The organism is Mesorhizobium sp. RCAM 06353, from assembly GCF_059683585.1.
The window spans coordinates 5799631-5813363 of record NZ_CM185031.1 but is presented as its reverse complement, the minus strand read 5'-3'; the positions used below and the strand labels follow the sequence as shown (position 1 = coordinate 5813363).

At 60.7% G+C, this 13733-nt stretch carries 12 protein-coding genes, 1 tRNA gene and 1 pseudogene; 6 read left to right on the top strand and 8 right to left on the bottom strand.

Features of this window, described 5'->3' with window-relative positions:
- Positions 1–5: 5 nt before the first annotated feature.
- The 3 genes and pseudogenes from AC56QX_RS28340 to AC56QX_RS28330 all read right to left on the bottom strand — a co-directional run bounded on the left by AC56QX_RS28340 (position 6) and on the right by AC56QX_RS28330 (position 1808).
- Positions 6–1178, bottom strand: coding sequence for a porin (locus tag AC56QX_RS28340; protein WP_497111774.1), 1173 nt, complete (start codon positions 1176–1178; stop codon positions 6–8).
- 122 nt (positions 1179–1300) lie between these two features.
- A pseudogene (locus AC56QX_RS28335) lies at positions 1301–1542 on the bottom strand (GIY-YIG nuclease family protein).
- Positions 1543–1717: 175 nt separating this feature from the next.
- Positions 1718–1808, bottom strand: a tRNA-Ser gene (locus tag AC56QX_RS28330).
- Between the two features lie 472 nt (positions 1809–2280).
- Here AC56QX_RS28330 and AC56QX_RS28325 point away from each other — a divergent pair.
- Positions 2281–3477, top strand: a complete 1197-nt coding sequence (locus AC56QX_RS28325) for a porin (protein WP_497111773.1) — start codon at positions 2281–2283, stop codon at positions 3475–3477.
- Between the two features lie 240 nt (positions 3478–3717).
- Positions 3718–4791 (top strand): tyrosine-type recombinase/integrase, encoded by a 1074-nt coding sequence (locus tag AC56QX_RS28320; protein WP_497111772.1) that lies wholly within the window; start codon positions 3718–3720, stop codon positions 4789–4791.
- A gap of 174 nt (positions 4792–4965) precedes the next feature.
- On the opposite strand, the gene AC56QX_RS28315 is transcribed toward AC56QX_RS28320, so the two are convergent.
- Both AC56QX_RS28315 and AC56QX_RS28310 read right to left on the bottom strand, forming a co-directional pair.
- The gene (locus tag AC56QX_RS28315) at positions 4966–5850 is read right to left on the bottom strand and encodes an alpha/beta fold hydrolase (RefSeq protein WP_497111771.1); all 885 of its coding nucleotides are present in this window, start codon (positions 5848–5850) and stop codon (positions 4966–4968) included.
- A gap of 231 nt (positions 5851–6081) precedes the next feature.
- A complete protein-coding gene (locus AC56QX_RS28310; RefSeq protein WP_497111769.1) occupies positions 6082–8112 on the bottom strand; it encodes a lytic transglycosylase domain-containing protein in 2031 nt (676 codons plus the stop codon).
- A 361-nt stretch (positions 8113–8473) separates the two neighbouring features.
- Between AC56QX_RS28310 and dapA the strand changes: the two genes are divergently transcribed.
- The 3 genes from dapA (at position 8474) to AC56QX_RS28295 (ending at position 10635) form a co-directional block, all read left to right on the top strand.
- Positions 8474–9355: a 4-hydroxy-tetrahydrodipicolinate synthase gene (gene dapA, locus AC56QX_RS28305; RefSeq protein ID WP_497117932.1), complete on the top strand. Its 882-nt coding sequence runs from the start codon at positions 8474–8476 to the stop codon at positions 9353–9355.
- Between the two features lie 25 nt (positions 9356–9380).
- Positions 9381–9860 carry an SsrA-binding protein SmpB gene (smpB, locus tag AC56QX_RS28300; protein ID WP_172230692.1) on the top strand — a complete coding sequence of 160 codons (480 nt, stop codon included), beginning with the start codon at positions 9381–9383 and terminating at the stop codon, positions 9858–9860.
- Positions 9861–9924: 64 nt separating this feature from the next.
- On the top strand, positions 9925–10635 hold the full coding sequence (locus AC56QX_RS28295; protein WP_497111768.1) for a glycoside hydrolase family 25 protein: 711 nt from the start codon (positions 9925–9927) through the stop codon (positions 10633–10635).
- A 129-nt stretch (positions 10636–10764) separates the two neighbouring features.
- Here AC56QX_RS28295 and AC56QX_RS28290 read toward each other — a convergent pair whose 3' ends face one another.
- On the bottom strand, positions 10765–11127 hold the full coding sequence (locus AC56QX_RS28290) for a winged helix-turn-helix transcriptional regulator (RefSeq protein ID WP_027045275.1): 363 nt from the start codon (positions 11125–11127) through the stop codon (positions 10765–10767).
- A gap of 110 nt (positions 11128–11237) precedes the next feature.
- Here AC56QX_RS28290 and AC56QX_RS28285 point away from each other — a divergent pair, with 110 nt between their 5' ends.
- On the top strand, positions 11238–12251 hold the full coding sequence (locus AC56QX_RS28285) for a zinc-binding alcohol dehydrogenase family protein (protein ID WP_497111766.1): 1014 nt from the start codon (positions 11238–11240) through the stop codon (positions 12249–12251).
- A 21-nt stretch (positions 12252–12272) separates the two neighbouring features.
- On the opposite strand, the gene AC56QX_RS28280 is transcribed toward AC56QX_RS28285, so the two are convergent.
- Together AC56QX_RS28280 and AC56QX_RS28275 are read right to left on the bottom strand one after the other, a co-directional pair.
- Positions 12273–12923, bottom strand: a complete 651-nt coding sequence (locus AC56QX_RS28280) for a uracil-DNA glycosylase (RefSeq protein ID WP_497111765.1) — start codon at positions 12921–12923, stop codon at positions 12273–12275.
- A gap of 11 nt (positions 12924–12934) precedes the next feature.
- Positions 12935–13516, bottom strand: coding sequence for a LabA-like NYN domain-containing protein (locus tag AC56QX_RS28275; protein ID WP_172230683.1), 582 nt, complete (start codon positions 13514–13516; stop codon positions 12935–12937).
- Between the last annotated feature and the right edge of the window lie 217 nt (positions 13517–13733).

Genomic DNA, 13733 nt, shown 5'->3' with positions numbered 1-13733 from the left:
TGGTCTTAGAAATCGCGCTGGAAGCGGATGATACCGCCGACGGCGTCCTTCTTCTCGGCGCCAGCCCAAACGTTGCCGGCGGCAATAGCGCCCGAACCAACGTGCTGGTAGTCGATTTCGGGCGTGACCGTGAGGCCGGGAACGACGGTGTAGGCGATGTTGGCCGCAACCCCGTAGTCCTTCCACTGATCACCCGACACCTGGAGGTTGAACGAGGTCTTCTCGTTGAACTTGTAAGTGCCGCCGGCCCAGAAGCCCCAGTGACCACCCCACGGCTTGTAGAAGCCGCGGCCGTTAGCTGGGTCGAATCCCGTATCGTTCAGCTTTCCCTCGCTGGCGTAGCCGAACATGCCGAACAGCGACAGTGCATTGGAAACGTTCACGTCAACGCGAACCTTCCCCGAGACGTATTCGTAGTTGCTGTCATAGGCCACGACGCCGACGACATCACCCCAGCCCTGCGTATACTTCACGCCGCCGACGACATGCGGAACATAGCTGTCGATCGTGGAGACACCATAACCATAACTAGCACCTGGTACCTGTGCGGCGCCGCCCGAACCTTCTTCGAGAGAGGCCATCGCCGAGAAGCCGTTGCCGGCGTCGAAGTAGTACTGAACGACACCGGTCTTGAACCCGCCGTAAGGAACGATGGTGTCGTTGATGACGTTGCCGGCGTAGCCGACGAACGTATCGAATGCCGATTCGTCCAAGCCTACACGCAGGCCGCCAAGCTGGATCCAGGCGAAGTGCATGTCGAAGCCGTTGTGAGCGGAATTACCGTCACCGTTGTCCAACGGGCTGTTTTGGAAATTCATGCGCGTTTCGGTATAGGTCTTCAACGTGCCGAGTTCCGTTTCCTGGCCGGTCCAGGTCTTCAGCGTGAAGCGAGCGTCTTTGTAGAAAGTGCCCTGGTTCTTGCCGTCGACGACGTCATCGGCACGTGCGCCGGTGAACGTGCCGACATCGCCAGCGCCGATGTCGTAACGGACATAGCCGCCGATGCGCAGGCAGGTTTCGGTGCCGGGGATGTAGAAGTAGCCAGCGCCGTAGACGTCGCAGATCTTGACGTATTCAGCGGGTTCCGGCTCGGCGACGACGACGGCGTCGGCGGCGCGCGCACCGGAAACTGCGATCAGGGCCGCAGCGGAGCCGAGAAGAAGGCTCTTGATGTTCATTTTCTGACCTCCAGTCAGAATCGAACGAAACGATAGAAGCTACGGCTCGTGTTCTCGCGATAACAGATTGTTATTGCTACGTTATATCGAAAAAAGTGAAATTTGACGCTGGCGCGCGGTCGTCACCACAGCCGTTTGTTGGCGAAAGCGTGCCCAGAACCGGATTTGAGATAACGCTCGAATGAAGCCGCTTTGGCCTGGCTCGAGAAGGCCATGTAGGTCACGATCCGCCATGGCAGAAACTTGGACGTATGGCTGGATTTTCCGGCATTGTGCTCGGCAAGCCGCCGCCTCAGGTCCGAAGTTACACCGATATAGCGCTCACCTTCCGCAGCCTTGCTTCCAACAGATAAACATACCACACGAACCGCGCTCCTTCGCCCGATGCACGCATCCTGGTTCCTGGAGGTCAGACTGCCAATCCCATTTTACTAGGAATTTGAGGTGCTTGTGGCCCTCCTTCGCCGAGGCTTCGGAGGGCATCCTGCTTCGTGCGGAGGTCTGGACTTGTCCTGCGAAGCTCGAAGAGCGAAGCAGGATGGCGGAGAGGATGGGATTCGAACCCACGAGAAGCTTTTGACCTCTACTCCCTTAGCAGGGGAGCGCCTTCGACCACTCGGCCACCTCTCCGTTGCGCCGCTGGATAAAGAAAAGCGCAGGCACAATCAACAAGCCCCAGCCATTATCTCGGAAAAAGAAGTCATTATATGGAAAAATAACGGCACGCCGGCGCGGTGGCTTTCCCAGCTGCGGCGGTTCTGCGGCAAATCCCTGGCCAGCGACTCGCCGCTTCGCCTTGATTCCGTCAGTCGATTGCCGGATTCGGCTGGAAATAAGCGGTTGCGGCAGGCCAGATGGTTAATGAGAGCTTTCTGAGTGAGGCCAAATCGTGTCATTTGTGCAACAACGCCGGGGGATAGCAGCCGAACAGCCCTTTCGCCGGTACGATCGTGGTTGAACGCCGCCGGCTCATGGGTAATGTCGGTTTCGAGGAAGCGGCGCGGTGCGCATCTTTTTCGGTAGTGGGGATGGGGCAGGGAACGCTGTCCTTCAGCAAAGAATACCCAGACCCGTTTTTTAACTTTTGACTGGAGGTCAGAAAATGAACATCAAGAGCCTTCTTCTCGGCTCCGCTGCGGCCCTGATCGCAGTTTCCGGTGCGCGCGCCGCCGACGCCGTCGTCGTCGCCGAGCCGGAACCCGCTGAATACGTCAAGATCTGCGACGTCTACGGCGCTGGCTACTTCTACATCCCCGGCACCGAAACCTGCCTGCGCATCGGCGGCTATGTCCGTTACGACATCGGCGTGGGCGAACACGGCTCGTTCGATGGCGTCAATCACGTTCCGGACCAGATGGGCGACGGCGACCACTCGACCTACCAAAAGCAGGCCCGCTTCTCGTTCAAGACCTGGACCGGTCAGGAAACCGAACTCGGCACCTTGAAGACCTACACCGAGACCCGCATCAACTTCGGCAACAACGGCGGCGACTATACCAACCAGAATGGCCAGTTCACTTCCGGTGGGCTTGCCAATCCTAATTTCAACGCAAGCCGCAATAACTGGCAGGGTCACAACAAGGGCATCTCGCTCAACTTCGCCTGGATCCAGCTCGGTGGTCTTCGTGTCGGTAAGGATGAATCGGCTTACGATACGTTCATCGGATACGCCGGCAACGTCATCAACGACACGATCGTTCCTTACGGCGGCTTCGACACCAACGTTGTCCAGTACACCTTTGACGCTGGCAACGGTTTCTCGGCCATAGTCTCGCTTGAAGAAGGTTACGGCGGTTACTCGATCGACAGCTACGTTCCTCACGTCGTCGGCGGTGTGAAGTGGACCCAGGGTTGGGGCGCGATCACCGGCGTCGTTGCTTACGACAGCACTTTTGAAGAAGTCGCTGGCAAGGTTCGCCTGGACGTCAACGTTTCCAACGAACTGTCGCTGTTCGTGATGGGCGGTTACGGCACGGACGACAACCTCCAAGATTTCCATGGCGATCGCGGCATGTACAAGATCTGGGCCGGCAACTGGGCGTTCTGGGCCGGTGGCACCTACAAGTTCAACGAGAAGACCTCGTTCAACATCCAGGTGTCGGGTGATGAAGAGAAGAACTACGGTGTGGCGGCAAACGTTGCCTACGACGTCGTTCCCGGCCTCACGGTTACGGCCGAAGTGGACTACGACCATGCTGGCAATTTTGGCAGCTTCACGTCTGCCAACGGCGGCAACTGGACTGGCGCCGACAAGAAGAACAGCGTCGGCGGTATCCTCCGCTTCCAGCGCTCCTTCTAAGGGCTGGTTCCTTACAGGTGAAATCCAGCCCGGGCGCTCAAACGCCCGGGCTGTTTTTGTTTCGTGACTGGTCAACGCAACAGAAGGAACAGGGGGAATCGGTAGCTGAATTGGTCCGCGGGACGATATCGTGGGATCCGTTGATGGGCGGATGAGGTCACAACCGCGTGATTAAAATCTCTTGAAAGGACGCTTCCAAGCGGATAGGGCTGATCTATCCACATGGGGGTGTGATGAATTATGACCAACGAAGCGATTCAAGAGGGTAGCCCCCCGGATCCGTTTTCGATGTTTTCTTCTCAGAACTCAAAGATCAAGTACACCTACAACAAGATAAGAGAAGTAAAATCGTACAGGGTCGGAGAGCTTTTTTCAGTTTACCGGGATATACTGTGGGATGATGGGCGGCATAAATACAATGTCAGCTCTTTTATCGGCGAAATAGATGAGATCCTCCTAGGGGAGCGTTTCAGCGCCGTCGACCAGAGTACCCTTGATAACCTTATCGGAACCTTGCGCCAGCGCGGTAACAGCAACGCAACCATCAATCGAAAGATGGCTGCCCTCAGCAAACTGCTGCGCAAGGCTTACAAGATGGGAGATATCCACAGCCTGCCCGAGTTTCGCCGCCAGAAGGAGCGGGCGGGACGGATTCGTTTCCTCGAGAGAGAGGAAGAGGCAAGGCTGTTTTCCGCCATCAGGACCCGCAGCGAGGATGCCTATAGGCTTTCCGTTTTCCTGGTCGACACCGGATGCCGTCTCGGTGAGGCGCTCGGGCTGATCTGGAATGACATCCAGGAACATCGCGTCTCCTTCTGGATCACCAAATCCGGCCGCAGCCGCACCATTCCGATGACCGAGCGGGTCAAGGAGGTGATCAAGCTGCCTCCGACCGAAGGCCGCCGGCCCAAAGGCCCGTTCACCAAGCTCAGCCAGGCACAGTTCCGTGCTATCTGGAACGACGCCAAGGCCGAAGTTGGCCTCGGCGCCGACGACCAGGTCGTGCCGCACATACTGCGCCACACCTGCGCCTCGCGCCTTGTCCAGGGCGGTATCGACATCAGGCGTGTGCAGATGTGGCTCGGCCATCAGACCCTGTCGATGACCATGCGCTACGCGCATCTGGCGACGAACGATCTCGACGGTTGCGTCGTGGTGCTGGAAACGCCGCGAAGCGAAGCGTCGCCGCACGGTGCCGAAAGCTCGGTGTTCTCGTCTCCGTTGACCGCTTCGGGGCCAAAACGAGGCCAGACGAGCGAGGCGGGCGCGGCGAAGCCGGCTAAGGCGTCCGGGAAAAGCTCGAAGGCCAAATAGTTCCGCCGGCCTGCGTATACTGTCATGTTGACCCCAGGACCAGATCTGGTCTTGGGGTTTATTTTGTTTGGTCTAATGCATGTCGCCCAAAAGCGGCCTCGGTTTTGGTTGAACGACATGCACAAAACAAAGACCTAAAGCGCGTCGCATGATTCCGTTCAGACGCGACGCGCTTTAGCGCTCAGCCCGATCGAGGAAGGCCGCTATATCGCCGGGCAAGCTGCCGGTTTCGAGGAATGGCGCGTGACCTTGGCTGTCGACCGTGATCGTTTCCATCGCCGGATGATGCTCTCGCATTTGCCGCATGGTGTCCGCGGACAGCAGTCTCGAATTGGCGCCGCGGATAGTGAGCAAGGGGATGGCCGCCAGCGCGTCGAATTGCGGCCACAGGGCGGGCAATGGCTGCGACAGGTCGAGACTGGCGACCGTGTCGACCAGTTTCGGGTCAAAATCCGGCACCAGCCCTTGATCCGTCTCGCGGTAGAGCGCGCCCACCATTCGCGTCCAGTCGGCGTCGGTGAGTATGGGAAAATCCTTGCCGTGAACGCTGCGCTGGGCATTCACCAACTCGGCGAAGGTTTTCGGCTTCGGCGCGCGTTCGAGATAGGACTGGATATGGGCGAGGCCGGCCGGTTCGATCACCGGCCCGATGTCGTTGAGAACAATGGCTTTCAGCACGGCCGGCCGCAAGGCGCCAAGCACATGGATGATCAGCCCGCCGCGTGAGGTGCCGATGAAAGCGGCCTCCTCGATGCCGAGTGCGGCCAGCCCGGCAAGAATGTCGCCGGCTTCGACGCCGACATTATAGTGAACGACATCGGGATCGTAGGCCGACTGTCCGCGTCCGCGATAGTCGAAGGCAGCCACCTTGCGCGGTATCGAAGATCGCGCCGAAAGATAAAGTGCCAGCTCGTGAAAGTCCCGCGCGTTGCGGGTTAGGCCAGGCAGGCAGACGACTGGCCAGTGCCCGGAATTCGCTTCGCCATAGACGCGCGCATGAAGTCTCAGCCCGTCTGGCGCCGCGTAGAAGAAGTCGGAAAAGCCTTCGGTGCTCGACATCTGAAAGGACTCCCTAGCCAGATCGTCTCCGACTGCTACAGACGAGGGCAGGGATGGTCAAATGGAAGGTCTTTCCTTCTCCCCTTGTGGGAGAAGGTGGATCGGCGCGCCGCGCCGAGACGGATGAGGGGTGAGTGACGGAATGAGACGTCGGTGTTTCCTGGAGCAACCCTCATCCGACCTCGCTTCGCGAGGCCACCTTCTCCTGCAAGGGGAGAAGGACAAGAAGCCTCAGCTGCGTCCATTCACGAGATCGCCGACGATGTCGTATTTGCCGGAAATACGCATCTTGTAGACCTCGTAATTCTCCATCACGCGCTGCACGTAACTTCTTGTTTCCGTGTAGGGAATCCGCTCGATCCAGTCCACCACCGCATCGATGTCCTTGCCGCGAGGGTCGCCGTATTTCGCCACCCACTGGCTGGCCCTATTGGGGCCGGCATTGTAGCCGGCGAAGGTCAGCACATAGGAGCCGTTGAAGCGGTCGAGCTGCTCACCAAGGAAGGCTGAACCGAGTGTGGCATTATAGCCGGCGTCGGTGGTCAGCCGTGCCTGCGAAAACTGCAATCCGGCCTTCTTCGCCAGTTGCCTGGCGGTTCCCGGCATCAGCTGCAGCAGCCCCCGCGCGCCGGCACTTGATACGGCACCGACGTTGAATTCGCTCTCCTGGCGGGCAATTGCATAGGCCAGTGCCTTGCCCGAGCCGGAAATGTTGGCCGTATCAGGGATGACGCCGAGCGGGTGCGACAGCGCGCCGACATCGATGCCGCGTGCCCCGGCGATCTTGCCGACTTTCAGCGCCATGAAGTGGTTGTCCTGCTTTTCGGCAAGGACAGCGAGCAGCGCCAGTTCGCCCGGGCTGGTCAACTGGCCGGCAAGGTCGCGATAGAGCGTCTCGGCATAGCGGTCATAGCCAGCCTCTTGCAGCCGCTTGATGGCGCTGACGGCCTCGCGGCCGGCAAAATTCTGCCGGTCAGCGGCACTGGGCGTGGGATAGACGATGTTGAGCGCCTGCCGGCCGACGCGTTCGGCGGCAAGCTGGCCGTAAAAGGTCGTGCCGTAGGCGGCGGCGCGCCCAAAATAGTCCTTGGCATTGCCTGGGCCGCCGACTTCCGCCGCGCGGCCGAGCCAGTAATAGGCACGCGACAGCGTCATCGGCCCCTGGGCGAGGTCGGCGATGCGCGAAAAATGCGTCGCGGCAAGCTTGGGGTCGTTCAGGCCGCGCAACGCATACCAGCCGGCGTGGAACTCGGCCTCGGCCGCATTGGCAGCACTTTCGGCGGCGTGCGTGGCGACAATCTTGTACGCCGTCTTCATGTCGCCCTGGTCGACCAGTTCGCGCGACAGCACGCGGCGCTCGACCCACCAGGCGTCCGGATCGACCAGAGCCTCGCGATCCGTCGGCGCCTTCATCACGACGGCCGCGGCACCGGCAAAATCGTCCTGCTTGCGCAGATACTCCGCCTGCGCGAAGAAATAACCCGCCGAACGCTGGGGTGCCGGCACCGCCTTCAGCAGTTTCAACGCATTCTTGTCGCCTCTGTCGGCCGCGGCCCAGGCCTCGGCAAACTGCTGGGCGCCGGCAACGCCGGCAACGCGCAGCGCGGAATTCACCCGGTCGGCATAGAACATACGGTCCATGCGAAAACGGTGGTCGGCGGCCGGGATCAGGCTACCGAATTCCTTGATCAGCGCCGTCTCGTCCTTGGTTTCCAGGACCGTGGTGCGCCAGAACGGAGACAGCACCGAGCGCGCCGCCTTGGCGTTGCCGGTCGCCACATAGGCGCGGGCGAGAACCATGACGCCTTCGAATGTCTGCGGCTGGCTGCCATCGAACGCCGCAATGACGATGTCGGCGGCGGGGTTTTCCCGATAGAGCGCGCGTTCGCTGTTCTTGCGCAGGGCAACGGTGCCCGGCCAGTTAGGCAGCATCTTCGCGGCGGCGGCGATGTCGCCGCTCGGAACCTTGTCGCCGCCATAAAGCGCGATCGCCCAGGCCAGTATGTGCTGGTCGAGCGATTGAGCGGGAAGCGCATCGCGCACGCCACGGGCGCCCGTGATATCGCCCGCCGCCAGAGCGTCCAGCCCGCTCTTCAACAGCGCGACGCTGGGCGAGGGGGCCTGCTGTGCACTGTCCTGCGGGCTCGGCATCGGAATCGCCGAGGTGACCCGCACATCGACGCTGCCGCTCATCGCCACGCCGGGCATCAGCCCGGCAATGGCGCCAAGCAGCGCGAAGAGGTGAGGCCGACTGGTCGGCATGATCTCGTGTCTTTCCCTAATCCAGCATTTTATCAGCAGGCGAAGAAGCCTCGAAGCCTAAACTTAGGTCGTGAAGGGCTCGTAAACAAAGAGTTATCGAGGCCGTTCGAATTGCGCTTGCTGGCACCATGGCAATGCTTGCCGCGCAACCATGTCGAGACTATGGTGCGCCGCTTCGCTTTCGGTTAGAAGGCGCGCACGACAAACTGATCGACAAAACACCGATGCATGTCGCCCAAAAGTGGTTACCGGTTTTGGGACAACGACATGCACAAACAAAGTTGCATGTCGCCCAAAAGTGGTTACCGGTTTTGGGGAGTACGACATGCATAAACAAACAAGTCCCAAGGAGTTGGACGACATGCTGAGAGGCTCGCTTACTGCGCTCGTGACACCGTTCGAAAAGAGCGGGCGTTTCGACGAGAAAGCCTTTCGGGCGTTTGTCGAATGGCAGCTAGCGGAAGGCACGACTGGTCTGGTTCCGGTGGGCACGACCGGCGAGTCGCCGACGCTTTCGCATGATGAGCACCGCCATGTCATCAAGGTCTGCATCGAGGTGGCCAAGGGTCGCGTCCCGGTCGTCGCCGGTGCTGGCTCCAACAATACCGAAGAAGCGGTCGGGCTTGTACAATATGCCGAGAAGGCCGGCGCGGATGCCGCCCTGGTCGTCACACCCTATTACAACAGGCCGACACAGCGCGGCCTCTACGAGCACTTCGCCGCCGTCGCCAGGGCGACCAAGCTGCCGATCATCATTTACAACATCCCGCCGCGCTCGGTCATCGACATGATGCCCGAGACGATGGGCCGGCTGGCGCACGACTTCAAGAACATCGTCGGCGTCAAGGATGCCACCGGCAAGGTCGAGCGTGTCTCCGAGCAACGGATGACATGTGGCAAGGATTTCATCCAGCTTTCAGGCGAGGACGCTTCGGCACTCGGCTTCAACGCGCATGGCGGCGTCGGCGCTATTTCGGTGACTTCGAACGTCGCGCCGCGGCTCTGCGCGGAGTTTCAGGAGGCGACCCTGTCCGGTGACAGCGCCAAGGCGCTGGAATTGCAGGACCGCCTGCTGCCACTGCACAAGGCGATCTTTCTCGAACCCGGCGTTTCCGGCGCAAAGTATGCGCTTTGGAAGCTCGGCAAGATCGAGAACGTGCTTCGGTCGCCGCTTGTCACGGTCGAGGAGTCGACTGCGTTAAAGCTTGACGCGGCATTGAAGCACGCCGGCTTGATTAATTGAGGATGAGGCGCCACCTCTCCACATCATGAATCAAGTCAGAAAAGCCGATCCCAACAACAAGACTGTTTCGGAAAATCGCAAGGCGCGGTTTTCCTATGAGGTGCTCGACACGGTCGAGGCCGGCCTTGTGCTGACCGGCACCGAGGTCAAGTCGCTGCGCCAGGGCCAGGCCAACATCCAGGACAGCTATGCCTCGGTCGAAGGCGGCGAGATCTGGCTGATCAACTCCTATCTGCCGGAATATCTGCAGGCCAACCGCTTCAACCACGAGCCGCGCCGCCGGCGCAAGCTGCTGCTCAACAAGCGCGAGATGGCCAAGCTGTCGCAGAGCGTCGACCGTGAAGGCATGACGCTGGTGCCGCTAAAGATCTATTTCAACGATCAGGGCCGTGCCAAGCTGCTGCTCGCTGTCGGCCGCGGCAAGAAATTGCACGACAAGCGCGAGACCGAGAAGCAGCGCGACTGGTCGCGCGAGAAGGGCCGGCTCTTGAAGGAGCGCGGGTGACACCAAGTTGCCATTCTTGGCAATGACAGTGCAGCAAGCCGGCTGATTTCATGGGGCTGCTGATTTGAAAAAACGGTTGGTCCTTTGGGGGGCAGCGAGCCTGGTTTTCGCAGCGCTGGTCGTGGCTGGTGGCTTTGTCTACTTCCACACTTATTCTCCCGACCGTGGCAAATATCCGGTCAGAGGCGTCGACGTCTCCCATCATCAGGGCCAGATCGACTGGCGGCGCGTTGCCGCCGACGATGTCGCCTTCGCCGTCATCAAGGCGACCGAGGGCGGCGATCATGTCGATGATGCCTTTGCCACCAATCTGCGTGAGGCTCGCGCGGCTGGCCTTGCTGTCGGCGCCTATCATTTCTTCACCTTCTGCCGGCCCGGCGCCGACCAGGCAAAGAATTTCATCTCGGTCGTGCCGCATGATCAGCCCTTGTTGCCGCCGGTCGTCGATGTCGAGTTCGGCGGCAATTGTCCGCAGCGTCCGTCGCCCGAACAGTTGAATGCCGAACTCCAGGCTTTCCTTGGACCTGTCGAGGCGGCGTTCGGCAAGACGGCAATCGTCTACCTGACCGATGAGGCCGAGGCCACCTATGCCGGGCAGATCGCCGCGCGCCCGCTCTGGCTCCGCTCCTTGCTCATGGAACCGGACCGCCACGACTGGATCTATTGGCAGTATCACAACAGAGGGCGCGTCGACGGTATCGCGGGTGATGTCGACCTGAACGTCCTTCAGGGCGGGGAGGACAGATTGGCGGCGCTCCTTGCGCCGGCGCAGTGAGGTCTTTGGCCGAAGCGGTCAGGGCTGCACGTCCGAATCTGTTTCTTCGCAAATCGGACTATGCTGTTGCAAATATTGACGATCCGGCTGCTGCCGGTGTGAACTCCGCCAGTCCTTACCGCCGCCGCTTCAAGCCGCTGCCTGCGAAACCTGCGGCGCCAACGTCACATTCGCATCGCCCCACACTTTCAAGGCTGTGATCACCGGCTCCAGACTTCTGCCGCGCGGCGTCAGGCTGTATTCCACCTTCGGCGGCACTTCCGGATAAATCTTGCGGGCAATCAGCCCATCAGCTTCCAGTTCGCGCAGCTGGTTGGTCAGCATGCGCTGCGTGCAGTTGGGAATGCGCCGGCGGATCTCGTTGAAGCGCAGCGTGCCCTCGAACAGATGGTAGAGCACGACGCCTTTCCACTTTCCGTCGATATAGCGGAGCGTTCCCTCCACGGTGCAGCCTGGGCTGCAATCGAAACGCTCATGGCGAATGCGCGGCATGACGGTATCCTTTTCGACACTATATGCTTTATATGTGCATTCTTGCGCTTTGCGCACATAATCCGCATTTCTGCCCCAGGCAACGCTCAACAGCAATCGCGGAGACCAGAATGCGCGCCGTCGGGTATCAAATCCCAGCCCCCATCACCGATGAGGCCTCCCTTGTCGATATCGACCTGCCCAAGTCGGAGCCGAAAGGCCGTCAACTGCTGGTCGAGGTGAAGGCAATTTCGGTCAATCCGGTCGACACCAAAATCCGGAAAAGTGCCAAACCCGCAGCGGGAGCGTGGCGGGTGCTTGGTTGGGACGCCGCCGGTCGGGTCGCGGCGACCGGTCCGGATGCCAGCCTGTTCGAGCCTGGTGAGGATGTCTTCTATTCCGGTGCGCTCGCGCCGCAAGGCACCAATGCCGAGTTCCACCTTGTCGATGAGCGCCTTGTCGGCCGCAAGCCCGGCTCGCTCGATTATGCGCAGGCTGCGGCGCTGCCGCTGACGGCCATCACCGCCTTTGAGGCACTGTTCGACCGAATTGACGTGAAGAAACCGGTCGTGGGCGCCGCGAATGCCATCCTGATCATCGGCGGCGCCGGTGGCGTCGGCTCGATTGCCGTCCAGCTCGCACGCCAGCTGACCGATTTGACGGTGATCGCCACCGCGTCAAGGCCGGAGACGCGCGACTGGGTGCTCGGGCTTGGCGCCCATCATGTCATCGATCATTCCAAGCCGTTGGCTGCCGAAGTCGCAGCCCTCGCCATCGGCGCTCCAGCTTTTGTGTTCTCGACAACCAACACCGATCGTCACCTCGCCGAGATCGCCGAATTGATCGCACCGCAGGGCCGGTTCGGCTTGATCGACGACCCTCAGACGCTCGATATCAATCCATTCAAGCGTAAGAGCGTTTCGGTGCACTGGGAACTAATGTTCACCCGCTCGCTGTTCGAGACGCCGGACATGGCCGCGCAGGGCGAGCATCTGAACGAGCTGTCACGCCTTGTCGATCAAGGCACCATCCGCACCACGTTGGGCGAAACCTTCGGTCCCATCAATGCCGCCAATCTGAAGCGCGCTCATGCCCTGATCGAGACCGGCAAGGCCAAGGGCAAGATCGTCCTCGAAGGCTTTTGATCCGGGGTCGCCCAGCCCAATCTAGCTCTGCAGGAAAGCTTCTATCTGGCCAAAAACATTGACGAACATCTCCTCCGTCAAGACGCCGGTGTTGGTGTTGTAGCGCGAGCAGTGGTAGCTCGAAAACAGCGTGATGCCGCCGGCCGGCAATTGCCCGCCATGCTTGAACGGGTGGGCGGCGACACGCCCGCCCAGCGCGCGCACCGTCGACTGGTGCGCGATCGACCCCAGTGCCAGCACGGCGCGCAGGTTTGGGAAGCGGGCGATCGTCGGCACCAGGAATGTGCGGCAGGTGGAGATTTCGGCGCCGACCGGCTTGTTCTCCGGCGGCACGCAGCGAACCGCATTGGTGATCGCCGTACCGACAAGCTCCAGCCCGTCATCGGGCCGCGCCTTGAACTCGCCGCGCGCGAAGCCGTGCGAAATCATCGTGGAATAGAGCAGGTCACCGGCATAGTCACCGGTGAAGGGGCGGCCGGTGCGGTTGGCGCCGCGCAGGCCGGGCGCCAGTCCGACGATCAGAAGCTGGACGGTGTCCTCGCCGCCCAGTGGCAGGAAGGTCGGCACCGGCGCGTTGAACCAGGACGGCTCGCGCTGCCGCCACTCGGCGATGAAATCATGCAGCCGCGGGCAGAGCGCGCAGTCGCGGTTCGGTTCGGAAACGGCGGTCAAGGCGACCGGCCTCAGTAGTCGTCCTCGTCGACTTCGGCCGGCTCGGGCCGCCGCACGGGCCGTTCGGAGGGGTCGCGGCCGACTTCGCTTTTCAGCGTCGTCAGGTCGATGAAATGGTCGGCCTGGCGGCGCAGATCGTCAGAAATCATCGGCGGTTGCGAGGCCATGGTCGAGACGATCGAAACTTTGCGGCCACGCCGCTGCAGCGCCTCGACCAGCGTGCGGAAGTCGCCATCGCCGGAGAAGATGACATAGTGGTCGACGACATCGGCGAGCTCCAGCGCATCGACGGTGAGTTCGATGTCCATATTGCCCTTGATCTTGCGGCGGCCGGTCGAGTCTGTGAATTCCTTGGCCGGCTTGGTCACCACTTTGAACCCGTTATAGTCGAGCCAGTCGATCAGCGGGCGGATCGAGGAGTATTCCTGATCCTCGACCAGCGCCGTGTAATAATAGGCGCGCAAGAGGTAGCCGCGCTTCTGGAAGCTCGACAGCAGCTTGCGATAGTCGATGTCGAAGCCGAGCGCCCGCGACGTGGCGTAGAGATTGGCGCCGTCGATGAACAGCGCGATTTTTTCACGAGGGTCGAACATGGAAAATATTCCTTTTCGAAAAATGCGGCCGTCTAAACGAAATGCGGTAGCGACTATCGGTCTGGCTCATAATAAACCGGCTGACCTTGTCCATCCGAGATAACGCCAGTTTGGTGGCAATCCAAGGCATGATGGGGCAATGCAAGCAATTGTGATCGCAGCGTCGAACGCCATGGACACAACGGCGTTCTGCTTCAATCGGGTGTTTGACCGCGCG